The 25,585-nt window shown below is 69.4% G+C and carries 15 protein-coding genes, 2 pseudogenes and 1 riboswitch; of the genes and pseudogenes, 4 read left to right on the top strand and 13 right to left on the bottom strand.

The genetic code is table 11. The annotated features are described in order from the left end of the window. Nucleotides 1-630: 630 nt before the first annotated feature. Complete coding sequence (locus QC826_RS08500) at nt 631-945, bottom strand: hypothetical protein (protein ID WP_279765194.1); 315 nt, start codon at nt 943-945, stop codon at nt 631-633. A gap of 325 nt (nt 946-1,270) precedes the next feature. On the opposite strand from QC826_RS08500, the gene ompR reads away from it, so the two are divergent. The 3 genes from ompR to QC826_RS08485 all read left to right on the top strand — a co-directional run bounded on the left by ompR (nt 1,271) and on the right by QC826_RS08485 (nt 4,399). Further along, complete coding sequence (gene ompR, locus QC826_RS08495) at nt 1,271-1,972, top strand: two-component system response regulator OmpR (protein ID WP_279765193.1); 702 nt, start codon at nt 1,271-1,273, stop codon at nt 1,970-1,972. Between the two features lie 7 nt (nt 1,973-1,979). Continuing rightward, nucleotides 1,980-3,338 (top strand): sensor histidine kinase, encoded by a 1,359-nt coding sequence (locus QC826_RS08490; RefSeq protein WP_279765192.1) that lies wholly within the window; start codon nt 1,980-1,982, stop codon nt 3,336-3,338. Between the two features lie 284 nt (nt 3,339-3,622). Continuing rightward, complete coding sequence (locus tag QC826_RS08485) at nt 3,623-4,399, top strand: hypothetical protein (RefSeq protein WP_279765191.1); 777 nt, start codon at nt 3,623-3,625, stop codon at nt 4,397-4,399. Here the strand turns inward: QC826_RS08485 and QC826_RS08480 are convergent. Together QC826_RS08480 and QC826_RS08475 are read right to left on the bottom strand one after the other, a co-directional pair. Further along, the gene (locus QC826_RS08480; protein WP_139236762.1) at nt 4,380-4,943 is read right to left on the bottom strand and encodes an Imm26 family immunity protein; all 564 of its coding nucleotides are present in this window, start codon (nt 4,941-4,943) and stop codon (nt 4,380-4,382) included. The genes QC826_RS08485 and QC826_RS08480 overlap by 20 nt on opposite strands. A gap of 79 nt (nt 4,944-5,022) precedes the next feature. Next, a complete protein-coding gene (locus QC826_RS08475; RefSeq protein ID WP_279765190.1) occupies nt 5,023-5,322 on the bottom strand; it encodes a hypothetical protein in 300 nt (99 codons plus the stop codon). A 209-nt stretch (nt 5,323-5,531) separates the two neighbouring features. After that, nucleotides 5,532-5,627, top strand: a riboswitch (TPP riboswitch). 79 nt (nt 5,628-5,706) lie between these two features. Here QC826_RS08475 and QC826_RS08470 point away from each other — a divergent pair. Next, nucleotides 5,707-7,827: a TonB-dependent siderophore receptor gene (locus QC826_RS08470; protein ID WP_279765189.1), complete on the top strand. Its 2,121-nt coding sequence runs from the start codon at nt 5,707-5,709 to the stop codon at nt 7,825-7,827. Between the two features lie 213 nt (nt 7,828-8,040). Here the strand turns inward: QC826_RS08470 and QC826_RS08465 are convergent, their stop codons facing one another. From QC826_RS08465 to QC826_RS08420, 10 genes and pseudogenes are all read right to left on the bottom strand, one after another. Then, nucleotides 8,041-8,574, bottom strand: coding sequence for an ATP-binding protein (locus QC826_RS08465; protein WP_279765188.1), 534 nt, complete (start codon nt 8,572-8,574; stop codon nt 8,041-8,043). Next, on the bottom strand, nt 8,571-9,218 hold the full coding sequence (gene pnuC, locus QC826_RS08460) for a nicotinamide riboside transporter PnuC (RefSeq protein WP_279765187.1): 648 nt from the start codon (nt 9,216-9,218) through the stop codon (nt 8,571-8,573). Before pnuC ends, QC826_RS08465 begins: the two co-directional genes overlap by 4 nt. Nucleotides 9,219-9,385: 167 nt before the next feature. Further along, nucleotides 9,386-11,522, bottom strand: a pseudogene (locus QC826_RS08455) (S46 family peptidase). Between the two features lie 98 nt (nt 11,523-11,620). Further along, entirely contained in the window at nt 11,621-12,967 is a 1,347-nt protein-coding gene (locus QC826_RS08450; protein WP_409567862.1) for a PAS domain-containing protein, read from the bottom strand. Next, nucleotides 12,850-13,443, bottom strand: coding sequence for a hypothetical protein (locus tag QC826_RS08445; protein ID WP_279765186.1), 594 nt, complete (start codon nt 13,441-13,443; stop codon nt 12,850-12,852). Before QC826_RS08445 ends, QC826_RS08450 begins: the two co-directional genes overlap by 118 nt. Next, complete coding sequence (locus tag QC826_RS08440) at nt 13,440-16,130, bottom strand: chemotaxis protein CheB (RefSeq protein ID WP_279765185.1); 2,691 nt, start codon at nt 16,128-16,130, stop codon at nt 13,440-13,442. The genes QC826_RS08445 and QC826_RS08440 overlap by 4 nt, the downstream gene beginning before the upstream one ends. Nucleotides 16,131-16,251: 121 nt before the next feature. Beyond that, nucleotides 16,252-17,706, bottom strand: coding sequence for an efflux transporter outer membrane subunit (locus QC826_RS08435; RefSeq protein WP_279765184.1), 1,455 nt, complete (start codon nt 17,704-17,706; stop codon nt 16,252-16,254). Next, nucleotides 17,703-20,933 carry an efflux RND transporter permease subunit gene (locus QC826_RS08430; RefSeq protein WP_279765183.1) on the bottom strand — a complete coding sequence of 1,077 codons (3,231 nt, stop codon included), beginning with the start codon at nt 20,931-20,933 and terminating at the stop codon, nt 17,703-17,705. The genes QC826_RS08435 and QC826_RS08430 overlap by 4 nt, the downstream gene beginning before the upstream one ends. Continuing rightward, nucleotides 20,930-24,046 (bottom strand): annotated as a pseudogene (locus tag QC826_RS08425) (efflux RND transporter permease subunit). Before QC826_RS08425 ends, QC826_RS08430 begins: the two are co-directional and overlap by 4 nt. Further along, on the bottom strand, nt 24,043-25,374 hold the full coding sequence (locus QC826_RS08420) for an efflux RND transporter periplasmic adaptor subunit (RefSeq protein ID WP_279765182.1): 1,332 nt from the start codon (nt 25,372-25,374) through the stop codon (nt 24,043-24,045). Before QC826_RS08420 ends, QC826_RS08425 begins: the two are co-directional and overlap by 4 nt. Between the last annotated feature and the right edge of the window lie 211 nt (nt 25,375-25,585).

The following is a 25,585-nucleotide window of genomic DNA, read 5'->3' as shown; positions in this document are numbered from 1 at the left end:
CGAGGCGGGCCGGACGCTCGGGGATGACGGTGCCGTCGGGCAGCACGATCTCCTCGAAGAACAGCTGCTCGAAGAAGTATTCGGCGCTGTCGCGGTGGTTCTTCGGCGCCTTGTACAGCGCGCGCCGCTGCGCCTCGAAGGGCACGATGGCGGTGGCGAAATGGATGGCTTGGCCGGCGCCGGCAGTCGCAGGCGGCGATGGTGGCGGAGGTGGCGGATACAGCGCGGCCTGCAGCGCGGCGTAGTCGAGGCCGGCGAAATAGGCGCCCGACTGGAACACCTGGTTAACCGCCGCCTGCAGCGCCGCAGCGCCGACGCCGGGGGCGAAATAGACGCCGTCCGGACGGGTCAGCAAGGCGGCCGGCGCTTCCGCCACGGACGGCGCGGCGGCGGCGACGGGCGCCGCGCCGGCGAGATCTGATGCCACGGTGTTCCTCTCCAGATGCGCCCCGGCGCCGGCGGAGGGAACGGTCGGCGGACAGTGCTTACGTTATCGAAAAGTCAAGCATACACGGGCCGCGCGCGCGCAACCTTTCATTCCAAAAATTAATATTACACTTAGAGGAAGGAAATATGCGGGAAATTACCAAAACGTCCACGCAAAAAGAAAGCCGCCTTGCGGCGGCTCAATCAACGCCGGGGCGGCGTCGCGTAAAGGTCCTGCCCCACCTCGTTGATCTGGCGTCGCAGGTCGCGCCGCTCGTCGGGCGTCAGGCGGCCGACGCGGCGGTTGATCTCGGCGTTGTGGCTGGCGTCCTGCAAGGCGCGGCGCTGCTCCTCGGCGCGCGCCTCGTAGTTGCGCGGATCGAGCTGGCGCGGGTCGCGCGCCGGCTGGCTGCGCTGGTCGCGCTGGTCGCGCGGCGCGTCGCGGCCCTGCTGGTCGCTGAAACCCTCGGCCAGCGCGGCGCCGCTCAACAAGCTGGCGCCGACGGCCAGCGCGACCATGGAATATCGAACGCAAAAAGATGCGCTTGCTGCCGCGTGATTTTCTTTGTGGTCGATGCGCATGGTGTTCCTCTTCGTGAAACCGGTAAAGCCGAAAGCCTGAAATGAATCTATGTCTGGAGTGTATGATGCTTTACCCGCCCTAGTAAGTCGGATTGGGTAAAGTTTGTAACACTTTGTAATGGCTTGTCACAGACGTTTTCGTACGACGAATATGACGTTACCATAGCACCATGAATATGACAAATCTGGCTCGCCAATGACCACCTCGACCACCGAATCCGGCAACACTACCGTTAACCAAAATGGCCACCAGGCCAAGATTATGGTAGTCGACGACGACGTCCGCCTGCGCGACCTGCTGCGCCGCTACCTGACCGAACAGGGCTTCAACGTCTTCACCGCCGAGAACGCGACGGCGATGAACAAGCTGTGGCTGCGCGAGCGCTACGACCTGCTGGTGCTCGACCTGATGCTGCCCGGCGAGGACGGCCTGTCGATCTGCCGCCGCCTGCGCGGCGCCGGCGACCAGACGCCGATCATCATGCTGACCGCCAAGGGCGAGGACGTCGACCGCATCGTCGGCCTGGAGATGGGCGCCGACGACTACCTGCCCAAGCCGTTCAACCCGCGCGAGCTGGTGGCGCGCATCGGCGCCGTGTTGCGCCGCAAGGGGCCGGACGAGATCCCCGGCGCGCCGTCGGAGACGCCGCAGTCCTTCGAGTTCGGCCAGTTCGTGCTCGACCTGGGCACGCGCACGCTGAAGAAGGCCGGCGAGACTGTGCCGCTGACCACCGGCGAGTTCTCGGTGCTGAAGGTGTTCGCCCGCCACGCCCGCCAACCGCTGTCGCGCGAGAAGCTGATGGAGCTGGCGCGCGGCCGCGAATACGAGGTGTTCGACCGCAGCCTGGACGTGCAGATCTCGCGCCTGCGCAAGCTGATCGAGCCGGACCCTTCCAGCCCGCTGTACATCCAGACCGTCTGGGGCCTGGGCTATGTGTTCATCCCGGAAGGCCAGCCGCGCTAAGCACTGGATGAGAGTTCCCCACTTTTCGCGTTTCGGCCGCTTCAGCAGCGGCCTGTTCTGGCGCACCTTCTTTCTGCTCGGCGCCCTGACGACGGTGAGCATGGCGGCCTGGGTCGGCATGATCAGCGTGGTGCAGCGCGAGCCGCAGGTGCAGCAGATCTCGGCCCAGGTGATCTCGGTGGTCACCATCACCCACGCCGCGCTGACCCACTCTGCGCCCGAGCTGCGCCGCGAGCTGCTGTTCGACCTGGTCTCCAACGAAGGCATCCGCGTCTTCCCGCTGGAGGACGACGACAAGGTCGAGCCGGCGCCGGACAATGCGCTGATGCCCGACATCGAGGCGCTGGTCAAGGCCAAGCTGGGCGCCGACACGCGCTTCTCGGCCGAGGTCAACGGCGTGGCCGGCTTCTGGGTCAGCTTCAAGATCGACGACGACCAGTATTGGCTGATGCTCGAGCGCGAGCGCATCCGCGGCCTGACCGGCGTGCAGTGGCTGGGCTGGGCCAGCCTGGTGTCGCTGCTGTCGCTGCTGGGCGCGGCGCTGATCTCCAGCCTGATCAACCTGCCGCTGGCGCGCCTGACGGTGGCCGCGCGCGCCATCGCCCAGGGCAAGCGCCCTGCTCCGCTGCCGGAAAAGGGGCCGATGGAGATCATCGAGGCCAACCGCAGCTTCAACCAGATGGTCGAGGACTTGCAGCAGGTCGAGTCGGACCGCGCGGTGATCCTGGCCGGCATCTCGCACGACCTGCGCACGCCGCTGGCGCGCATGCAACTGGAGGTGGAGATGGCCCACCTGTCCGACGAGGCGCGCGAGGGCATCCAGTCCGACATCGGCCAGATGGACGCCATCATCGGCCAGTTCCTCGACTACGCCAAGCCGACCGAGGCGTCCAGCTTCATCGACGTCGACATCGGCACCCTGCTGGCCGATACGGCGCGCGAGGCCGAGCGCCTGCCGGACGTGCGCATGAGCACCGACATCGCCGAGCGCGCCCACGTGATGGGCAACGCCACCGACCTCAAGCGGGTGCTCAACAACCTGATCGAGAACGCCCGCCGCTATGGCAAGACGGCCGACACCGACGTGGCCGAGATCGACATCAAGTGCAGCGTCAAGGGCATGCCCACGGCCAGGCGCGTCGTCATCGAGGTGCAGGACCACGGCAGCGGCGTGCCGCCCGAGCAGATCGAGCAGCTGCTCAAGCCCTTCACCCGGCTCGACACGGCGCGCGGCCAGGCCAACGGCGCCGGCCTCGGCCTGGCCATCGTCGAGCGCGTGCTGCTGCGCCACGGCGCCGAGCTGCACGTGCGCAACCGCGACGGCGGCGGCCTGCTGATCCAAATCGTCATGCGCGCGCTGGCTTGAGCCGGCCGCGCCGCCCCGCCCCGTTAGCGATGCTATCCGCCATGTCCAAGAATCCACCGCGCCGACGCGCGCCGCCCGCCCGGCGTGCCGCCCGCCACCTTTCGCTGCTGGCGGCCATCGGCCTGCTGGCCGGTTTTGCCGGCGCGGCCGGAGCCGTTGGCGCGGCAGTTACATCGGTTCCCACCGATGCGGCCGGCACCTCCGCTTCCGCTGGCAGGACCGCGACCGCGGCGGCCGCCTCCGCCACCCGGGCGGCACCTGCCGCGTCAGCCGCCGGCGCCACCATGTCCGTCAACAGTGCGACCGCGAAGACGGGCGGCCAAGCCGGCGCGCCGCTCGCCAGCCGCGCGCCCAACGCCGCCGAGGCGGACTCGTTCGCCGCCTTCCACCACGCGCTGTTGCCGGACGCCGCGCCGCCCAGCCCGCGATGGCGCATCAGCCGCGCCAAGGGGCAGCGCCGCTGGCAGGTGGTGGCCGAGCTGGACTCGACGCCGGAACCGGCCAGGGCCGGCCTGTGCCGCCTGCAAAGAAGCAGCTTCCACTACGATGAACGGGCGCGCAAAGACCAGCGCTGGAGCGCCGGCGACGGCGGCGCGGCATCGGCTTCAAGTTCGGCTGCGAACTCGACATCGGCTTCGACATCGACATCGACATCGGCTTCGGCTTCGACATCGACATCGACATCGCCTTCGGCATCCAGTTTGACTTATGTGTGGCTGGCGCGCGGCGCCGTTTGCACCACGCCGCAGCCGGGCCAGCCCGGCCAGCCGGCGCTGCTGCTGCCGGCGCTGTCGGACGCCGCCGCCGTCGCCCTGCTGCGCGGCCAGGCCGAACTGCTGACGCGCGCCCGCCTCCTCTTCGCCGGCAACACCTCCTGCGCCCGCCTGCGCGCGCTCGACTTCACGCTGCAGGCGCTGGGACCGGCGCCGGCCGGCGCGGCCGGCGGCGGCGCCATGTACGAGCTGCGCTACCGCAGCGACCGCGACAACGAGGCCCGGGTCGCCGTGCGCCAGCACCGCGCCGAGCTGACCGCCTGGAACGTCAGTTGCCCGGCGCCGTGACGGCCGGATAACTACCCTGCCCCGGCCCCTCGTGCGCCTCGAGCGCCCGGCGCGCTCCAGGCAAGGCGTGGGCATTGGGCGGCATGGCGCCCAACAAGCGGCTCAACAGCAGCTCGGTCGAGCCGAAGCCATACAGCGAATCGGAATCCAAGCCCCCGGTGTCGTAGGGCGCCGACTCCTCCCGCTCGGGGCGACTGGGATCGCTATCCAAATAGGTGACGCGCCAGGCCCGGTGCAACTGCTCGGCGCGACGCAGAAAGGGCGGCATCGGCCAGGCGGCCGGCTGCCAGTCGGCCACGCTGCCCAGCACCGGCCAGCGGCCGCTGGCCAGACCCATGTCGCCGACGCGCAGCACCTTGAGCGCGTCGGCCGGGGTCAACTCGGCCAGCTCGGCCAGCGCCGGCGGCGCCGCCCGCTTCGGCCCGAACAAATACGCCAGCATGATCTTGCCGCTGGGCGCCAAGCGCGCCGCCAGTCCGCTGGCGTAGCCGCCGTCGCACAGCGGCACGGCGAACCAGCTTCCCTCGTGATATGGCTGTTTCATGCATTCCCTCCTCAATACGGCGCACTGCCGGGCCGGACCCGATCACCGCCGCGCGCACCGCAACGTGCGCGCCGTGGCGCTACTCGTAGTGGTATTGCGCGGCGATCGGGCCGGCCTTGAACAGCGCCGCCTTCATTTCCTTGTCCAGCGCGGCGTCGCGCCGGCGTGTCCATTCCAGCAGCATGGCGATCTGCTGGCGCGTGGTGTTGCGTAGACTGCCCAGCAGCAGGCGCAGCTCCGGATCGGTGCACAGCTCCCAGCGCTGGTTCAGCTGGTCCAGCTCGGCCAGCTTACCGCCCAGCGCGGCCAGCGCGCGGTGCATGTCCAGCGTCGGCGCCGGCAGCTCGCCGTCCAGGTCGTCCAATGATAGATGCGACATGCTGCTCTCCTTCATGACATTCGAAAACGCCATTGTCGGTCGGCCAGCCCCAAAGCTCAAGTCTAACGGCTCGCCGGCCGGAACGTCGCACGCCACCGTGGCGCCGCCGGGCCGGCCCCGCCGCGCCACAGGCGCGTCACAGCCGCGCCACAATCGCGCCACAATCGCAGTCGCGGCGCCCGGCCGGCAGCGCGCTTCGTGTTACACTACCGCCTCGCTAGGGCCTGGAACGTTGTTCCGGGTGAGAGATACCCTTCGTACCTGATCTGGATAATGCCAGCGAAGGAAAGCGCAAAGTGGTTCCCCCTCCTTTGAAATGCTCCTGCGCTGGCTCCGGCCGAACAAGCAGCAAGTCGGCAACGCCGACCTGAACAAGAGCACACCATGTCCACACCTCAATTCGCAGTTTCCGCCGCCGCGCTGGCGGTGTTCCAAGCCTTCGCAATGCCTGCCGCCACCGCCGCCGAACAGGCGATGACCGAAGTGATCGTCAGCGGCAGCCGCATCGCCTCCGGCCACGCCTCCGTGGCCGGCTTCGGCGACGCGCCCCTGCTGCAAACGCCGGCCTCGGTCAGCGTGCTGAGCTCGCAGCAAATGTACGACCGCGACATCCGCTCGACCACCGACGCGGCGCGCTACGACGCCAGCATCAGCGACGCCTACAACGCCGTCGGCTACGCCGAGCAGTTCTCCATCCGCGGCTTCAAGCTCGACAACGCCTCGAGCTACCGCAAGGACGGCCTGGCCATCCCCGGCAACACCCAGATCCCGCTGGAGAACAAGGAACGCATCGAGGTGCTCAAGGGCCTGGGCGGCCTGCAGGCCGGCCTGGCCGCGCCCGGCGGCATCGTCAACTACGCCACCAAGCGCCCCACCACCGGCGCGCTGCGCTCGGTGCTGTTGGAGGTGCGCGAACGTGGCACCGTCTACGGCGCCGTCGACCTGGGCGGCCGCTTCGAGGACAGCCGCTTCGGCTACCGCGTCAACGCCGCCGCCGAGCGCCTGCGCTCCTACATCAAGGGCGCCGACGGCAACCGCAAGTTCGTCTCCGCCGCCGTCGACTGGCAGATCTCGCCGCAGGCCCTGCTGCAGATCGACGCGGACTACCAGACCAGGTCGCAGGTCTCGGCGCCCGGCTTCCAGCTGATTGGCGGCACCGAGCTGCCGCGCATCGCCGCCGACACCATGCTCAACAACCAGCCGTGGAGCAAGCCGGTCGAGACCACCAGCAGCAACCTCGGCGTGCGCTTCGAATACCGCTTCTCGCCCGAGTGGAAGGCCACGTTCAGCGCCAACCAGCACCACTTCAAGCGCGACGACTACACCGCCTTCCCGTATGGTTGCTCGGCGCAGAACCTGTTCCCCGGCTTCTGCTCGAACGGCGACTACGACGTCTACGACTACGTCAGCCTGGGCGAGAAGAAGTCGCCGCTGGCGGCGCAGGCCATGCTGCAGGGCCGCTTCGCCACCGGCGCGCTGCGCCACGAGTTCACCGGCGGCGCCTCGTTCTACAAGAACAGCGAGAAGTGGGGCGACGACGTCTACGAGTACATCGAACAGCCGAGCAATATCTACCATCCGGTGGCGGTGCAGCCGTCCGGCCTGAGCAGCGGCCCGGTCACCGAGCGCCGCAGCGACAATGAGCGCGCCCTGTTCGCGCAGGACATCGTCGGCTTGAGCGAGACACTCAAGCTGCACGCCGGCGTCCGCTACGCCCAGGTCAAGCGCGACGAGTTCGTCCGCGCCGGCTTCGCCAACGCCAAGATCGACAGCGGCTTCTGGCTGCCCAACGTGGCGCTGGTCTACAGCCCACAGGACAACCTGGCGCTGTACGGCTCCTACGCCCAGGGCCTGGAGCATGGCGGCATCGCGCCGAAGAAGACCAGCAACCAGAACCGCGCCCTCGACCCGAGCAAGTCCAAGCAGCTCGAAGTCGGCGTGAAGAGCGAGCTGACGCCGGACCTGAGCGTGAGCGCCGCGCTGTTCCAGATCCGCAAAGGCCTGGAGTACACCGACGACACCAGCAACACCTTCGTGCGCAACGGCGTCGAGCAGCATCGCGGCCTGGAGTTGGCGATCAACGGCAAACTGAGCCGCGCGCTGGCGGTCGGCGCCTCGGCCGCCGCGCTCAACACGCAGCAGAGCGGCACCGGCCGCGCCGAGCTGGACGGCAAACGGGTGACCAACGTGGCCGCCTTCAAGTCCACCGTCTACGCCGACTACGCCGTGCCGCAACTGGCCGGCCTGAAGCTGAACGCCAACTGGCAGTACTCCGGCAAGAAGGCCTTCGACGCCGCCAACACGCTGATGGTGCCGGCCTACCACGTGGTCAACCTGGGCGCCGCCTACGCCACCCGCATCGCCGGCACGGCCACCACCTTGCGCGCCCACGTCGACAACGCCTTCGACAAGTTCTACTGGCGCGACGTGACGCCGGACCTGGGCGGCTACCTGTTCCCCGGCGCCAAACGCAGCTTCCGCGTCTCGGCCCAGTTCGACTTGTAATCCGCCAGAGCGGCGCTTTTCCGCCATGTCAAGCAGGAGCCAGCGGCGGAAATCCAGGGTCAGACCCTAGGGTCTGACCCTAAAATTCGCCCCTGGTTCGGCACCTGCAAAATGCACTGCAACCGCATCGCGAAGCTCTTCGCGGTGCGGGCTGAATTACTCCCGACCCGGCGGGCTGCCTCATACTTGAGCTCCCGCGCTCCTAAGCCTGCGCTAGCCCAGGTTCTGTAACAGCGCCGCCACGCCGGCCACGCGCTGGTCCACGCTGCCGGCCACCATCTGATAGGGAATCGAGCGCGCCGCCAGCTCCTCCATCAACAGGCCGCTGATGATGCGGCTGACCTGCTCGCACTCGCGCTGCAGGCCCTCGGGCACCCAGGGGATGTCCGGCGCGGTGACCAGCGTGAGGTCGTAATGGTCGCGGTGCTGGTCGGCCAGCACGGCCAGCTGCGGGTCGATGCCAAGGAAGTAGTGGCGGCTGTAGACCGCCGTCATCAGCGGCGTGGTGTCGCAGAACAGGTAGGTGTTGGCGCGCGCGGCGGCCCCCTCCTCGCGCGCCAACTGGGTGCGGGCGATGGGGAACTGGTCGGCCGCCGCCGGCACGCGGGCCTCGGTGTCGACGAACTCGCGCAGGTATTCGGGCACCCAAACGGTGTTGTAGCGCGCGGCCAGGGCCGCCGCTAGCGTCGACTTGCCGGACGAGGCGGTGCCCAGGATGGCCACCCGCAGCGGGCCGGCACGGCTCATTTCAGCGCCAGCTCGCCGGCTCCCGGCTCGCGCCCCAGACCAGTGCCGCCGTCGGCGTCGCCGGCCGCCTTGTGCCAGGCGCGCAGGCCGACCAGCGCCATCAACACGAACAGCGCGTACAGCACGGCCGTCAGCATCAGGTGCTTGTGCACGTAAAGGCCGACGTAGAGCACGTCGACGATGATCCAGACGTGCCAGTTCTCGACCTTTTTACGCGACAGCAGCAGCTGGCCGACCAGGCTGCCGGCGGTCAGGAAGCCGTCGGCGCGCGGCACGTCGGTGTCGGTGTAGTGTTTGAGGAACCAGGCCAGCACGCCGAAGCCGATCAACCAGCCGGCGGCGCAGGCCAAGCGGCCGCGCCCGTCCAAACGGGTCACCGGCAGCTGCTCGTGGCTGTCGTCGCCGTGCAGCCACTGGTACCAGCCCCACACGGAGACGGCGATGAAAACCAGTTGCAGGCCCATGTCGCCGTACAGCCTGGCCTCGTAGAACACCACGCCGTAAGTGGCCGAGGAAAGGATGGAGAACAGCCAGGCCCAGTGCTTCTGGCGGATGTTGAGCCACACCGTCAGCACCGACAGGATGAAGGAAACCAGCTCCAGCGGCGAGATGGCAAGGCCTAGCAGGGAGAAGGATTCGTTCATGGACGGGGCAAAAGACGGCAGGTGGGCGGAATTATGCTGGCAAACGGCTGAATATGCAAAGCCCGCGTGCCATTGGAAAGGCCGCCAGTCCTTGCGGGTGGCGGCCTTGGTCGGCGTGTTGTCATCGGGCCAAGCCTTGCGGCTCGGCCCGACGCCTACTTTCTCGCCTACTTCTTTGGATACTTGATGCTCATTTCCTTGAGCAGGTTGTCGGCGTGGTCGACTTCCTTCATCACCCACAGCATGTAGCGGATATCCAGGTGGATGGCGCGGGTGATGTCGCGGTCGAAGTACCAGTCCTTGGTGATCGACTCGTAGGTCGAGTCGAAGTTCAGGCCGATCAGTTCGCCGTGGCCGTTCATCACCGCCGAGCCGGAGTTGCCGCCGGTGGTGTCGGCGCTGGTCAGGAAGTTAACCGGCACGGTGCCCAGCACCGGGTCCCTTGAACTGGCCGTAGCGCTTGGCCTTGACCGCCTCGATCAGCGCGGCCGGCGCGACGAAGGGCTCCTTGCCGGTGTGCTTCTCGACGATACCTTCAACCGTGGTGAACGGCCCCTTGGTGATGCCGTCGCGCGGCGAGTATGGCGCCACCGTGCCGTAGGTGACGCGCAGGGTCGAATTGGCATCCGGGTAGACCGGCTTGCCCTGCGATTCCTTCCAGCCGATCACCGCCTGCATGTACTGCGGGATCACGCGTTCCAGTTGGCCATCGACCTCCTTGCGGCGCTCCTCCAGCGACATGGCGACGCCGTGCAGCTTGACGGCCAGTTGCAGGAAGGCGTCCGGCGCGGCGGCGATGGCGGCGGCGTCCTGGCCGACCCAGCCCAGGCGGCGCGCGGTGTCGCCCAGTTGCGAGGACTGGTACAGCGCAGGCACGGCGTCGGCCGCCGGCAGCAGCGCGTCCAGGCCCTGCACGTGCATGGCCGGGGCCAGCTTGGCGTAGCGTTGCAGGCCGGCGCCGAAGCGGGCCTGGTCGACCGCGCCCACGTAGGACTGTTCCAGGCGGTTCAGGCGCGCCTTGATGAAGGTCAGGTCGCGCTGTTGGAAGCCGGACTCGCGCTCGGCGTCCGGCTTGCCGTTCTCCAGCGCCAGGCGGTAGACGGTGCGCGCGCTTTTCAGCAGGTCGCTATTGGTGGCGACCGACCAGCCGAACTCCTCGTTGCTGAGGGCGATGTCGGCGGCGATGACGGCGTCCAGCTCGGCCAGCAGGGCCTGCGGCGCGCGCGGCTGCTTGGCGTACCAGGCGCGGAACTCGGCGTCCTGCACGTCCTTGACGGCGGCGATGTCCTTGCGGGCGAAGCCGTCGAGCAGGCCGCGGGTCTTCTTCATCACGTTGTGCAGACCCTTGGCGACGCTGGCGTAGCGCACCGCATTGGCGGCGCTGCCCTGGGTGCTGGCGGCGATCACGTCCAGGTCGGCCTGCAACTCGGCCACCTTGGCCGGATAGGCGCTGTCGCGGGCGTAGCGGATTTCGCTGGGCAGCTTGTAGCGGCTGGTGCGGCCCGGGTAGCCGGCCAACAGCACCGGGTCGCCGTTCTTCAGGCCGGCGGCCGAGACCACCAGGAAGTCCTTCGACTTGTAGGGCACGTTGTCCGGCGACGGGTCGGCCGGTCGGCCGTCCTTGCCGACGTAGGCGCGCAGGAAGGAATAGTCGCCGGTGTGGCGCGGCCACTCGTAGTTGTCGACGTCGCCGCCGTAGTTGCCGATCTTGTCGGACGGCGCGTAGACCAGGCGCACGTCGCGGATCATCATCTGGCGGATGCGGTAGTACTCCAGGCCGCGATGGAAGCTGGGCACCGAGCAGCGGTACATCTTGTCGGTCTCGCACTCGGCGATCAGCGCCTTGATGCTGCGCTCGACCGCCTCGTGGCGTTCGATGCCGCTCATCTTGTTGTCCAGGCCCTTGAGCACGCGGGCGCTGACGTTCTCCACCTTGTCGGTGACGTAGACCAGGGTGTTCGGGCCGCCCGGCAGCTCCGCGGCGCGGGTCTTGGCGAGGAAGCCGTCGGTGATGTAGTTGTGTTCGGCCGTCGAGTTGCGCTGGATGGCGTTGTAGGCGCAGTGGTGGTTGGTGACCACCAGGCCGGCGTCGGAAACGAAGGAGGCCGAGCAGCCGCCCAGCGAGACGATGGCGCTCATCGGATGCTTGGCCAGGTCGGCCAGCTTCTCGGCGGGGATGGCGATGCCGACCCGCTTCAGTTCACCCTTCAATTGCAGCAATTGGTGCGGCTGCCATTGGCCTTCGTCGGCTTGGGCGGCGGTGGCGCCCAGCAGGGCGACCGGTAAAATCAGATGTTTCAACAAGATGTGTCCCCGGTTGTAAAATGCAGCGGCAGTATATGCTGTTCGCCCGGCGCTGAAAATATTTTTTAGACACGCCGCCGGGACCGGTGCCGCCGGAATCAACCGCCGCAACCGTCGGGGTCAGTGCCGACATTCGGACATTCACCGCCTGAATGTCCGAATGTCGGCACTGACCCCGCTGCTTGCGCTTCTTGTTGCGCGCGGCTCGCCGCCAGGTCGAAGGCCAGGCGCAGGCAGCAGCCGCGCCCGGCGACGTAGGGCGCCAGCACGAAGCTGCCGCCGAGCGCGTCGACCCGCTCGGCGATGCCGATCAGGCCGAAGGCGTCGGCCTTGCCGCGCTGGCGCGGCGCGATGCCGACGCCGTTGTCCTCGATGCTCAGCTCGAGCCGGCCGCCGGCCAGGCCGAGGCGGATCTCGACGTCGCTGGCGCGGGCGTGGCGCAGCACGTTGGTGAGCGACTCCTGCAGGCTGCGGAACAGCACGATCTCGATCTCGCCCGGCAGCGCGGCGAACAGGTGCTCGTCGTCCACCAGCAGGCGGCAGGCCAGGCCGGAACGCTTGCGGAACTCGCCGATCTGCCATTCGATGGCCGCCTGCAGGCCCAGGTCCAGCACCGAGGGGCGCAGCTCGTTCATGATGCCGCGCACGCTCTTGATGGTGCTGTCGACGTTGTCGAGCATGGCGTCGACGCGCAGGTGCAGCGGCGAGCGCTCCTCCTCGCCGCGCTGGCCCAGCATCGACAGGTCGAGCCGCAGCGCCAGCAGGTTCTGTCCCAGCTCGTCGTGGATCTCGCGGGCGATGCGCTTGCGCTCGTTCTCCTTGACCGTGGCCAGGTGGTCGCCCAGCTTGCGCAGCTGCTCGCGCGACTGGCGCAGCGCCGCCTCGGCGCGCTTGCGCTCGGCCACCTCCTGGCGCAGTGCCAGGTTGGCGGCGGTCAGCTCGGCGGTGCGGGCGACGACGCGGGCGTCGAGCTCGCGCGACAGCTCGAGCAGCGCGCGCTCGGACTGTTTGCGCGCGCTGATGTCGGAGAACACGCTGATATAGTTGAGCACCGCGCCGTCCTCGCCGCGCACCAGGGTCAGCGACATGGCCGAGACGAAGGGCGTGCCGTCGCGCTTGAGGTTGTGCACCTCGCCCTGCCAGCTGCCGTGCGCCAGCAGGCGCGACCATGCCTGCAATGGAAAGGCCTGCCCGGCGCCGACCTGGCGGCCGAGGAAGCCGGGGTCGCGGCCGATGGCCTCCTCGGCCTGGTAGCCGGTGATGCGGGTGAAGGCCGGGTTGACGGCGACGACGCGGTTGTCTGGGCCGCTCACCAGCACCGCCTCCTCTATGCTGTCGAGCACCTGGTAGGCGCGCCGCCGCGCCGCCTCGCGCGCGTGCAGGTCGCCGATGTCGGTGACCACCATGCGGCACTTGCCGCCGTCGCGCTCGACATTGGCCTCGATGCGCACCCGGCCGGCGCGGCCCGGCCAGGCGAACAAGCCCACCTCGAGCACGCTGTGGGCGCCGCTGGCGTGTACGCCGGCGAGGAAGCGGCGCAGCCCGGCCTGCTGCTCGGGCGCGACGAACTGCTCGAAGCCCTGCCCAGCAGCTCGTCGCGCGGGCAGGCCAGCAGCGCGGCGGCGGCCAGGTTGGCGCGGCTGATGCGCCCGTCCGGCCACAGCGACAGGTAGCCGACCGGCGCCTGCTCGTACAACTCGGTGTAGCGCACCAGGCCCGCCTCGGCGGCGTCCTTCTGCTCGAGCAGCTCGGCCAGCACCTGCTGCTGCAGCTCCAGCTCGATCTGGCTGACCTGCAGCTCGTGCAGCTGCTTCTGCGCGTCGCTGGCGGCGGCGCTGTCCTCGGCCCGGCGCGCCGCCTCCCGACCCGCGCGCGCGCGCGCGGGCGCGGCGGCGGTCGGCGGGGCGGCGCGCTTGCTCATGACTTGCCCACGTCGCCCTGAATAGCGCGCAGTTGCGCCTCGAGGTGTTTGGACTCGGTGATGTTGATGAAGGTGACCACCACGCCGTCGATCACGTTGTCCACCGTCCGGTAGGGCATGATGCGCACCGTGTACCAACGCCCGCTGTGGCTGGGGATCTGCCGCTCGCAGAACACCAGGGTGCGCAGCACCTGTTCGGCGTCGGCTTGCAGCTCGGGGTAGACCAGGTCGTTGGCGATGTCGCCCAGCGGCCGGTTCAAGTCGCCGGGAATCAGCTTGTAGATCTGCGTGGCCGGGTTGGTGAAGCGGCGAATGTGCAGCGCGTTGTCGAGGAAGATGGTGGCGATGTCGGTGCTGTTGAGCAGATTTTTCATGTCGCCGTTGACCAGCGACAGGTCGTCGACCTTCGACTGCAGCTCGACGTTGACGGTGTGCAGCTCCTCGTTGAGCGACTGCATCTCCTCCTTCGAGGTGGTCAGCTCCTCGTTGGTCGACTGCAGCTCCTCGTTGGTCGACTGCAGCTCCTCGTTGGCCGACTTGAGCTCCTCGCGCGAGGTCTGCATCTCGGCGCGCACCGCCTGCACCTCCAGGCGCGCCTGGGCCAGTTGCTGCTCGAGTTCCTGCAGCCGCGGGTTGCTGGCGCGGCTGCGCCGCTGCGGCGGCAGCGGCGCGCTGGCGAAGGTCAGCAGCGTCATGCCGGCCAGCGGCTCGCCGTCCGCCAGGGTCTGCGCGCACAGGTCCAGCGCCAGCCCCGGGCCGTCGCCCTCCTTCAGGATCAGGCCATGTACGCAGACCATCTCCTCGCTGTCGGCGGCGCGCTTGAGCAGGTCGGCCAGCTCGTAGCGCAGGCCGGCGCGCGCCATGGCGTGGATGTTCCAGTTGGCCTTGCCGGCGGCCGGTTCCAAAAAGGCGCCGGTGCGGCCGTGGATGTACAGGATGTCGCCCTGCGCGTTGACCAGCGCCGCCGCCGGCGTGTGCGACTTGAGCAGCTGCTGCTCGACATGGGATTGGATGTTGCCGTTCATGGGGGGCGTTCGTGATTCGTTAAGTAGCGGTGCCGGCGTGCTGGCGACACGGGTCGGGAAGTGGTGGGAGATGCGGTGGCGCGAAGCGTCGAGCCGCTGGTAGATGCGGCCGGCGCCGGGCAGCGCGGCGAACAACTCGGTGAAGCGGCCCGGCGTGTCCGCGCTGCCGAACACCAGCAGCCCGCCCGGCTTGAGCGCGTAGTGGAACAGGGGGATCAACTGGTCCTGCAACTTGACGTTGAAATAGATCAGCAGGTTGCGGCAGCACAGGATGTCGAGCTTGGTGAACGGCGGGTCGGAGATGATGTTCTGCGGCGCGAAGATGATGGCGTTGCGCAGGTCCTTGCGGATGCGGTAGCCGCCGCCGTCGACCGGCACGAAGTAGCGGCGCAGCCGCTCCGGCCCGACGTCGGCCTCGATGGCGGCGCCGAACGCGCCCTGGCGGGCGCGGTCGATGGCGTCCGGGTCGAGGTCGGTGGCGAAGATCTGCAGCGCGTAGCGGCCCTCCGGCTTGAGTTCCTCGAGCACCTCGTGGAACACGATGGCCAGCGAATAGGCCTCCTCGCCGGTCGAGCAGGCCGGCACCCAGGCCTTCAGCACCGCGCCCTCGGGGGTGTGTTCCAGCAGTTGCGGCAGCGCCGTCGTGCGCAGATAGTCCCAGATCTTGGGGTCGCGGAAGAAGCTGGTGACGCCGATCAGCAGCTCCTTGAACAGCAGGTCAAGCTCGGCCGGGTTGGCGCGCAGGTGGGCGACATAGGCGTCGAAGGCGTCGATTTGGCACAACTTCATGCGCCGCTCGATGCGGCGCAGCAGGGTATTCATCTTGTAGTCGCTGAAGTTGGCGCCGGTCTGCCGCAGCAGCAGTTGGAACAGCTGCTGCAGCGAGTCGCGCCGCCCGGCCGCGCTCTGCGGATCGGGCAGCGGCCCGCCGCTGTGGTGGCCCCACCAGCCCAGCAGGCGCGCCATCATCTCGCCCGGCGCCGCCACCACGTCGACCACACCGGCCGCGATGGCGCTCTGCGGCATCGGATCGAACCTGGCGCTGGCCGGCGTCTGCGCCAGCGTCAGGCCGCCGTTCTGCTTGATCGCCGCCAAACCAACGGTGCCATCGCCCCCCATGCCGGACAGGATGACGCCGGCCGCCAGCGTGCGCAGCTCCTCGGCCAGCGCCTGGAAGAAGAAGTCGATCGGCCGGCGGTGGCCGCGCAGCTCGCGCGGCTCCAGCGCGGTCAGCGCGCCGTCGACGAAACTCAGATCCTTGTTGGGGGCGATGACATAGACGTGGTTGGCCGCCACGCGCACCGGCTCGACCACCACGCGCACCGGCATCGCGGTGACGCGCTGCAGCAGCTCGGGCAGCATGCCCTTTTGGGTCGGGTCGAGGTGTTGCACGACGACGAAGGCCAAGCCGCTGTCGGCCGGCACGCTGGCGAGCAGCTCGATGATGGCCTCCAGGCCGCCGGCCGAGGCGCCGATGCCGACCACCGGCACCGCCGCCGGCATCGCGCGCGGCGGCGCCGTCTCGCCGGGCACGGCCGCCGCAAGCAGCGCAGGCAGCTCGCGCGCGGCGGTGGCGGCGGCGGTGGCGGCGGCGGTGGCGGTGGCGGTGGCGGTGGCGGTGGCGGGCGGCGGGGTCATCGTCGGGTTGGCGCGTTTGGTCATCGTGGCATGCGGTTAGAACGACGCGGGCTAGGCCGGGATGGAGCGCCGGGGAAGTTGATCTTTTTTACATTTTTCCATTCGATTATACAAAGGGATGGGCCAAACACCAAGCGCCGCCGTCTCAGGGCGTGGCGTGCCAGCCGCCGCCGAGCGACTGGATCAGCGCGATGGCGGTGGTCTGGCGGTCGGCCTGGGCCTGGATCAGCGCGCGGCGCGCCGCCAGCGCGGTGTTCTGCGCGGTGACTACCTCGGTGTAAGCGACCTGGCCGGCGCGGTAGCGGTTGAGCATCTGCGCCTCGACCTGGTCGGCCGCCTCCGACGCCAGGCGGCGCAGGCCCTGCTGCTGCAACAGCGCGCGGGTGGCGGCCAGCTGGTTCTCGACGTCGGCGAAGGCGGCCAGCACGGTCTGCCGGTAGTGGGCCACGGCGACGTCGCGCCCGGCCTCGGCCCCGCCCACCCGGGCGGCGGTGGCGCCGGCGTTGAACAGGCTCTGGCCGGCGCTCAGGCCGAGCGACCACAGGCTGTTGGATGCATTCAGCAAGCCGCCGACGGCGCTGCCGGCCACGCCGTAGGAGCCGCTCAGGCTCAGGCTGGGGAAGTAGGCGGCGCGGGCCACGCCGATCTGCGCGTTGGCGGCGGCGACGCGGCGCTCGGCGGCGGCGATGTCCGGGCGGCGCTGCAGCAGCGTCGACGGCAGCGCCAGCGGCACCTCGGGCACCGTGGCGCGCCAGGGTGCGGCGGCCAGGCTGAACTCGGCCGGCGCCTTGCCGAGCAGGACGGCGATGGCGTGCTCGAGCTGGGCGCGCTGGCGCGCCAGGCCGACCAGGTCGATGCGGGCGCTGGCCAGCTGGGTCTGCGCCTGCAGCAAGTCGGAGCGGGCGGCGACGCCGGCGCCGAAGCGGTTCTGGGTGATCTCCAGCACCCGCGCGTAGCCGCGCACGGTGGCCTCGAGCAGGGCCAGCTGGGCGTCGGTCTGGCGCAGCGAGAAGTAGTCGACCGCCAGCTCGCCCTGGGCCGACAGGCGGGCGGCGGCCAGGTCGGCCGCGCTGGCGGCGGCGCCGGCCTGGGCGCCGTTGGCGCCGGCGCGCAGCTTGCCCCAGACGTCGGGCTCCCAACTGGCGCCGATGTTGAGCTTGTACTGGCTGGCGCTGCGCGTGTCGCCACCGCCGCCGGAGCGGTTGGCCGCGCCGCCCAGGTCGACGCTGGGGAACAGCGCGGCGCGCTGCTCGCCGACGCTGGCGCGGGCCTGGGCGTAGGAGGCGACGGCGGCGGCCACGTTCTGGTTCGACACCTCGACGGCGGCGACCAGCTCGTCGAGCTGCGGGTCGCCGAACAGCTGCCACCACGGGCCGCGTTCGAGCGTGTCGGCCGGCGCCGCCGGCTGCCAGCCGCGCGCCTCCTTGAACTCGGCCGGCTGCGGCGTGCTCGGCGTCTGGTAGGCGGGGCCGACGGCGCAGCCGCCCAGCGCCAGCGCGAGGGCCAGGCCGGCCAACGGGGCCAGCGGGCGCGCAATCGGCAGGCCGCCGGCCTTGTTGGCGTTGCCGGTGTGGCGATGTGTGCTAGGTGTGCGGATCATGATGGGGTCGGCGACGCAGTTGCCTGCTCGCTGAGTATACGACTAAGTTGATGTTCTGCGGGGCTGCGGCGGCGCAGCTTGTCGAGCAGGATGTAGACCACCGGGGTGGTCAGCAGGGTCAGTAGCTGGCTGGCGATCAGGCCGCCGATGATGGCGATGCCGAGCGGCTGGCGCAGTTCGGAGCCCTCGCCGAAGCCTATCGCCAGCGGCAAGGCGCCCAAGGCGGCGGCCAGCGTGGTCATCAGGATCGGGCGGAAGCGCAGCAGGCAGGCCTCGCGCACCGCGTCGCGCGCGTTCAGGCCGCGCGCCCGCTCGGCCTCCAGCGCGAAGTCGATGATCAGGATGGCGTTCTTCTTGACGATGCCGATCAACAGGAACACGCCGATCAAGGCGATGATGGAGAACTCCATTTTGAACAGCAACAGCGCCAGCACGGCGCCGACGCCGGCCGACGGCAGGGTCGACAGCACGGTGATCGGGTGCACCAGGCTTTCATACAAAATGCCGAGCACGATGTAGATCACCACGATGGCGGCCAGGATCAGCAACGGCTGCTGCTTGTTGCTCTCGTCGGCGCTGCGCGCGGTGCCCTGGAAGCTGCCGCGCACGTTGTTGGGCATGCCGATCTGCGCCTCGGCCGCGTGCACGGCGGCCTGGCCGTCGCTCAGGCTGTAGCCGTCGACCAGGTTGAACGAGACGGTGGTGGCCAGCTCGCCGTCCTGGTGGTTGATCGAGCTGGGCGTCGAACTTTCGGCGAAGCTGGCGATGGCCGTCAGCGGCACCATTGTCGTCACGCTGTTGCTCAGGGCCGCGCCGCTGGACGGGTCGCGCGCCGCCGTGCTGTTGCTCGACGGCGCGGCGCTCGTGCTGGCCGCGCCGCTCGTGGTGGCCGTACCCTTCGACGGCACGTGGACGTCGCGCAGCGCCTCGGGGCTTTGCGCGTAGCGCGGCGCCACCTCCATCACCACGTGGTACTGGTTCAACTCGTCGTAGATGGTGGCCACCTGGCGCTGGCCGAAGCCGTTGTAGAGCGCGTTGTCGACGTCGCGCACCGTCATGCCCAGGCGCGCGGCGCTGTCCTTGTCGATGGTGACGAAGGTTTCGACGCCGTTCTCGGCCTGGTCGGTGTCGACGTCGATCAGCTCCTGCTGGCCCTTCATCGCCTCGGCCAGCCTGGCCGCCCACAGTTTGAGGTCGGCCCGGTTGTCGCTCTTCAGCGTGTACTGGTAGGTGGAATTGCTCTGCCGCCCGCCCATGCGCAGGTCCTGCACCGGGTTGAGGAACAACGACACGCCGGTGATTTTGGCCAGCTGCGGGCGCAGCCGGGCGATCACCGCCTGGCCCGACTCGCTGCGCTGGTCGGCCGGCTTCAGGTTGATGAACATGAAGCCGCCGCCGGCGCGGCCGCCGCCGGTAAAGCCGACCACGGTGGCCACCGCCGGGTCGCGCTTGATGACGTTGACCAGTTGGCGCAGCTTCTGCTGCATGGCCTGGAAGGAGATGCTCTGGTCGGCGCGGATGCCGCCGTTGATCTGGCCCGTGTCCTGCTGCGGGAAGAAGCCCTTGGGCGCGGCCGAGAACAGGTAGACGTTGAGGGCGACGACGAAGGCCAGCGACAGCATCACCAGCCAGGCGCTGCCCAGCGCCCAGTCGAGCGCGTGCTCGTATTGGCGGTGCATCCAGTCGTAGCCGCGCTCGGCCCAGCGCGCCATGCGGCCGGGCGGCTGGTGGCCCTGGCCCGGTTTGAGCAGCCAGGCGCACATCATCGGCGTGGTGGTCAGCGAAATCAGCAGCGAGATCAAGACCGCCGCCGACAGCGTGACGGCGAACTCGCGGAACAGCCGGCCCACCTGGCCGCCCATGAACAGCAGCGGGATGAACACGGCCACCAGCGACAGGCTGATCGACAGCACGGTGAAGCCGACCTCGCGCGCGCCCAGCAGGGCCGCCTTGAAGCGGTCCATGCCGGCCTCGATGTGGCGCGAGGTGTTCTCCAGCACGACGATGGCGTCGTCGACGACGAAGCCGGTGGCCACCGTCAGCGCCATCAGCGACAGGTTGTTCAGGCTGAAGCCGAGCAGGTACATCACGCCGAAGGTGCCCAGCAGCGAGACGATGGTGGCCACCGCCGGCACGATGGTGGCGCGCACGCTGCGCAGGAAGGCGCTGACCACCAGCACCACCAGCACGATGGAGATCAGCAGCGTCAGCTCGATCTCGTGCAGCGAGGAGCGGATCGAGTTGGTGCTGTCGGAGGCCACCTGCAGCTTGATGTCCTGCGGCAGCTGGGCCTGCAACTGCGGCAGCAGCGCGCGCACGCCGTCCACCGTGGCGATGACGTTGGCGCCGGGCTGGCGGGTGATCAGCACGATCACCGCCGGGTCGCCGTTGAACAGGCCCAGGGTGTTGTTGCTCTCGGTGCCGTCGATGACCTCGGCCACGTCCTGCAGGCGGATCGCCGCGCCGTTGCGCCAGGCGACCACCAGCTTGCGGTAGTCGGCGGCGTTGCGGCCGCCGGCGGCGTCGCTCGGCTGCGAGTAGATCTGCAGGTGGCGCCCCTCCCCTTCGATGGCGCCCTTGGGGCGGTTGGCGTTGGTGGCCTGGATGGCGGCGCGCACATCTTCCATCGACACGCCGTAGCGGTTCAGCGCGTAGGGCAGCAGCTCGACGCGCACCGCCGGCAGCGAGCCGCCGCCCAGCTCGACGTCGCCGACGCCGGGCACCTGGGCGATCTTCTGCTGCACGATGTTCGACACCGCCTCGTAGATCTGGCCGGGCGAGCGGCTCGGCGAGGTCAGCGCCAGGATGACGACCGGCGCGTCCGACGGGTTGGCCTTGCGGTAGGTGGGGTTGCTGCGCAGCGTGGCCGGCAGGTCGGCGCGCGAGGCGTTGATGGCGGCCTGCACCTCGCGCGCGGCGGCGTCGATCTTGCGGTTCAGGTCGAACTGCAGGCTGATGCGGGTCGAGCCGTTGCCCGACGAGGAGGTCATCTCGTTGACGCCGGCGATCACGCCGAGGCGCCGCTCGAGCGGCGTGGCGACGCTGGTGGCCATGGTGTCCGGACTGGCGCCGGGCAGGCTGGCGCTGACCGAGATCGAGGGGAAGTCGACCTGCGGCAGCGGCGACACCGGCAGCGCGAAGAAGGCGCCTACGCCGGCCAGCGCGATGCCGATGGTCAGCAGCACGGTGGCGATGGGGCGCCGGACGAAGGGTTCCGACAGGTTCACGAGGCGGCTCCGGATGCGCCGTCAACACCGGCGCCGGCGGCGCCCTTGCGGCCGGCCCAGCGCCGGCCCAGGCGGTCGAAGCCGAGGTAGATCACCGGCGTGGTGAACAAGGTCAGCATCTGGCTGACGATCAGGCCGCCGAAGATGGCCAGGCCGAGCGGCCGGCGCAGCTCGGCGCCGTCGCCCCAGCCCAGCATCAGCGGCACGGCGGCGAACAGCGCGGCCAGGGTGGTCATCAGGATCGGGCGGAAGCGCAGCAGCGCCGCCTGGTGGATCGCCTCGCGCGGCGACTTGCCCTGCTCGCGCTCGGCCTCGATGGCGAAGTCGATCATCATGATGGCGTTCTTCTTGACGATGCCGATCAACAGGATGATGCCGATGATGCCGATCACGCCCAGGCCCTGGCCGCTGATCATCAGCGCCAGCAAGGCGCCGACGCCGGCCGAGGGCAGGGTCGACAGGATGGTCAGCGGGTGGATGTAGCTCTCGTACAGCACGCCGAGCACGATGTAGACGCAGATCACCGCCGCCAAAATCAACCACAGCTGGTTCGACAGCGAGTTCTGATAGGCGCCGGCGGCGCCGAGGAAGGTCAGCGACACCGAGGGCGGCAGCTTGATCTCCTCGGCGGCGGCGCGGATCTCCTCGACCGCCTGGCCCAGCGCGACGCCGTCGGCCGTGTCGAAGCCGAGCGTGGTGGCCGGGTACTGCGCCACGTGGGTGATTTGCAGCGGCGCCGGCCGCTCGGTGATGGTGGCCACCGACGACAGCGGCGTGGCCTTGCCCGAGCCGGTGCGCAGTTGCAGGTTGCCCAGCGATTCGGGCGTGGTCAGCGTGCCGGGGCGCGCCTCCAGGATCACGCGGTACTGGTTGGTCTCGGTGAAGATGGTCGAGACGATGCGCTGGCCGAAGGCGCTGTACAGGGCGTCGTCGATGGCGGCGGCGCTGATCGACAGGCGGGCGGCGCTGTCGCGGTCGATGCTGATGTAGGCGGCGGTGCTGGTGGCGCCGGCGTCGGACACCACGTTGCGCAGCCCCGCCTTGGCGCGCATGCGCTCGCTCAGCTTGGCGGCCCAGGTGTTGACGGTGGCGTTGTCGGCGCCTTCCAGCGAGACGCGGTACTGGGTCGGCCCGGTCTCGGCGTCGATGGTCAAGTCCTGCGTCGGTTGCAGGTACAGCGTGACGCCGGCCACGTTGGCGGCGCGCTGGCGCAGCCGCTCCATGGTGTGGGCCTGGTCGCTGCTGCGCTCGCGCTTCAGGTTGATCAGCATGCGGCCGGTGTGCAGCATGGTGTTGTTGGCGGCGTCCACGCCGACCAGGGAGCTGAGCGACTCGACGTCCGGGTCTTCCAGGATGGCGGCGGCGGCGGCCTGCTGCAACTCGGCCATGCGGGCGTAGGAGACCGACTGCGAGGTCTCTACGCGCGCCTGCAACTGGCCGGTGTCCTGGGTCGGGAACACGCCTTGGGTATCCAGATGTAGAGCAGCACCGTCAACACCAGCGTGGCCAGCGCCACCAGCAGGGTCAGGCCCTGGCGCAGCAGCACCCATTGCAGCGCCGTGTCGTAGTGGCGGATCACGCCGTCGAGGAAGGCCTGGGTGCGGCGCGCCAGCGCGCCGGGATGCTCGTCGGCGTGGCTTTTGAGCCAGCGCGCCGACATCATCGGCACCAGCGTCAGCGAGACCAGGGCGGAGATCAGGATGGTGATCGACAGCGTGACGGCGAATTCGCGGAACAGGCGGCCGACCACGTCGCCCATGAACAGCAGCGGGATCAGCACGGCGATCAGCGACACCGTCAGCGAGATGATGGTGAAGCCGATCTGCGCGGCGCCCTTGATGGCGGCGGCCATCGGCTGCTCGCCCTCCTCGATGTAGCGGGCGATGTTCTCGATCATGACGATGGCGTCGTCGACGACGAAGCCGGTGGCGATGGTCAGCGCCATCAGCGACAGGTTGTTCAGGCTGTAGCCGAGCAGGTACATCACGCCGCAGCTGCCGATCAGCGAGATCGGCACGGCCAGGCTGGCGATGACGGTGGCGCGCACGCTGTGCAGGAAGGCGAAGATCACCAGCACCACCAGGCCGACGGCCAGCAGCAGCTCGGTCTCCACATGTTCGACCGAGGCGCGGATGCCGGTGGTGCGGTCGCTCAACACGTCGACGCGCAGCGCGCCGGGCAGGCCGGCCTGCAGCTCGGGCAGGCGGGCCTTGATGGCGTCCACCGTGGCGATGACGTTGGCGCCGGGCTGGCGCTGCACGTTGAGGATGATCGCCGGCTTCAGGCCGGACCAGGCGCCCAGCTTGATGTTCTCGGCGCTGTCGACCACCTGGGCCACGTCGCTCAGGCGCACCGGGGCGCCGTTCTTTGAAGGCGACGATCAGGCTCTGGTAGTCCTTGGCGGTGACCAGCTGGTCGTTGGCGTTGATGGTGAAGGAGCGCGTCGGGCCGTCGAAGCTGCCCTTGGCGCCGTTGGCGTTGGCCGCCGTGATGGCGCTGCGCAGCGTGTCCAGGCCGAGGCCGTAGGAGGCCAGCGCCAGCGTGTCCGCCTGGATGCGCACGGCCGGCCGCTGGCCGCCGCTCAGCGACACCAGGCCGACGCCGCCCACCTGGCTGATCTTCAGCGCCAGCCGGGTGTTGACGATGTTCTGCACCTCGGTCAGCGGCATGGTGTCCGAGGTGATCGCCAGCGTCAGCACCGGCGCGTCGGCCGGGTTGACCTTGGCGTAGACCGGCGGCGCCGGCAGGTCGGTCGGCAGCAGCGAACCGCCGGCGTTGATGGCCGCCTGCACCTCCTGCTCGGCCACGTCCAGGGTCTGGCCCAGCGTGAATTGCAGCGTGATGATGGAGACGCCGGAGGCGCTGGTGGAACTCATGCGCTGCAGGCCGGCCATCTGGCCGAACTGGCGCTCCAGCGGCGCGGTGACGGTCTGCCCCATCACCTCGGGACTGGCGCCGGGGTATAGCGTTTGCACCTGGATGGTGGGGAAGTCGACCTGCGGCAGCGCCGACAGCGGCAGGAACTTGAAGCCGACTATGCCCGCCAACACGATCGCCAGCATCAGCAGCGCAGTGGCCACCGGACGTTGGATGAATGGGCCCGACGGACTCATGGCGCGCTACCCTTGGCACCCTTGCCGTCGCGGTCGCGGCGGCCGCCTGAGCCTGAGCCTGCACCGGCGCCGGCCGGCTTATCGCCGGGCAGCGTGACCTTGGCGCCGTCCTTCAAACGGTCGGCACCCTCGGCGATCACCTGCTCGCCGGCCTTCACGCCGGTCTTCAGCTGCACCTTGTCGACGGTGGACTGGCCGCGCGTGACCGGGCGCGCCGACACCGTCTTGTCGGCGTTGAGCACGTAGACATAGTCGCCGCTGGCGCCGTGGCGCAGCGCCGTCACCGGCACCATCACCGCGTCCTTGATGGTGCGCAGCTCCAGCCGCAGGTTGACGAACTGGCTGGGAAACAGCGCCATCTTGTCGTTGGCGAAGCGGGCCTTGGCCTTGACGGTGCCGGTCTGCGTGTCGACCTGGTTGTCCAGGGCGGCAAAGCGGCCCTGCCCCAGCTCCTTGCTGCGGGTGCGGTCGAAGGCGATGGCCGGCAGCGCCGCGCCCTCGTTGGCGCGCTCCTGCACGTCCGGCACCTGGTCCTGCGGCACGGCGAATTCAACGTCGATGGGCGACAGCTGGGTGATGACGGCGATGCCGGCGGCGTCGCTGGAGCCGACCAGGTTGCCGACGTCGACCACGCGCAGGCCGACCCGGCCGCCGATTGGTGCGATCACCTTGGTGTAACCGAGATTCAACCGCGCCATGCCCTCGGCGGCGCGGTCGGTCATCACCGTGCCCTCCAGTTGTTTGACCAGCGCCGCCTGGGTGTCCACATCCTGCCGCGCGATCGAGTCCTGGCTGATCAGCGTGCGGTAGCGCTCCAGCGTCAGCCTGGCGTTCTCCAGTTGGGCCTCGTCGCGCTGGCGTTGGCCGGAGGCCTGCAACAGCGCCATCTCGAACTGGCGTGGATCGATCTGCGCCAGCACCTGGCCGGCCTTGACCATCTGTCCTTCCTTGAACAGCACCTTTTGCAGGATGCCGGAGACCTGCGGGCGCACCGTGGTGGTGGCGGCCGCCGTCACGGTGCCGAGCGCGTCGAGCAGCACCGGCACGTCGGCATGCTCCGCCGTGGCCACGCCGACGGTGGTGCTGGCGCCGCCGCGCCGTCCGCCCGGGCCGCCCGGGCCGCCGGGACCACCGGGGCCGCCTGGGCCGCCGGCGCCTTGCGTGGCGCCGCCGGCGCCCGTGGCCGGGTGGGTCAGATACCAGGCCAGGCCGCCCAGGCCGGCCATCGCGGCCACCGCGATCACGCCGCCGATGATGTTGGAACGGCGGCTGCGGCGGGTTGGCGCAATGGTCACGGTTGGCTTGCTCGGCATGTCTTGCGAATCCATCGCTTATCCTTGTTGATGCCGCGCGGAGGCGGCGTTGCTGGCGCCGGGCGCGGGCCACGGCTGTATTGATGTCGGGAGCGGACCGACGCAGGTGGCGCGGCCATTTGATGCGAGGACTCTAGCATATCCACTGCGGCCGAATGCTTCCGGCGGAAACAATGCAGCGATGCTGGAAACATGGCCGCGACGACCCCGGCGACGGGGGCCGCGC

Source organism: Rugamonas sp. DEMB1 (genome assembly GCF_029834475.1).
Lineage (GTDB): Bacteria > Pseudomonadota > Gammaproteobacteria > Burkholderiales > Burkholderiaceae_D > Rugamonas > Rugamonas rubra.
The sequence above is the reverse complement of the archived record's forward strand: the minus strand, read 5'-3'. Positions and strand labels throughout refer to the sequence as shown.

Bases quoted from the DNA above. Each gene is read 5' to 3' on its own strand.
- QC826_RS08500 (WP_279765194.1), bottom strand. From the start codon at position 945: ATGGTCGCGCTGGCCGTCGGCGCCAGCTTGTTGAGCGGCGCCGCGCTG.
- ompR (WP_279765193.1), top strand. From the start codon at position 1,271: ATGGTAGTCGACGACGACGTCCGCCTGCGCGACCTGCTGCGCCGCTAC.
- QC826_RS08480 (WP_139236762.1), bottom strand. From the start codon at position 4,943: ATGAAACAGCCATATCACGAGGGAAGCTGGTTCGCCGTGCCGCTGTGC.
- QC826_RS08475 (WP_279765190.1), bottom strand. From the start codon at position 5,322: ATGTCGCATCTATCATTGGACGACCTGGACGGCGAGCTGCCGGCGCCG.
- QC826_RS08470 (WP_279765189.1), top strand. From the start codon at position 5,707: ATGTCCACACCTCAATTCGCAGTTTCCGCCGCCGCGCTGGCGGTGTTC.
- QC826_RS08435 (WP_279765184.1), bottom strand. From the start codon at position 17,706: ATGATCCGCACACCTAGCACACATCGCCACACCGGCAACGCCAACAAG.
- QC826_RS08420 (WP_279765182.1), bottom strand. From the start codon at position 25,374: ATGGATTCGCAAGACATGCCGAGCAAGCCAACCGTGACCATTGCGCCA.
- QC826_RS08490 (WP_279765192.1), top strand. From the start codon at position 1,980: ATGAGAGTTCCCCACTTTTCGCGTTTCGGCCGCTTCAGCAGCGGCCTG.
- QC826_RS08465 (WP_279765188.1), bottom strand. From the start codon at position 8,574: ATGAGCCGTGCCGGCCCGCTGCGGGTGGCCATCCTGGGCACCGCCTCG.
- QC826_RS08445 (WP_279765186.1), bottom strand. From the start codon at position 13,443: ATGAGCAAGCGCGCCGCCCCGCCGACCGCCGCCGCGCCCGCGCGCGCG.
- QC826_RS08485 (WP_279765191.1), top strand. From the start codon at position 3,623: ATGTCCGTCAACAGTGCGACCGCGAAGACGGGCGGCCAAGCCGGCGCG.
- pnuC (WP_279765187.1), bottom strand. From the start codon at position 9,218: ATGAACGAATCCTTCTCCCTGCTAGGCCTTGCCATCTCGCCGCTGGAG.
- QC826_RS08440 (WP_279765185.1), bottom strand. From the start codon at position 16,130: ATGACCAAACGCGCCAACCCGACGATGACCCCGCCGCCCGCCACCGCC.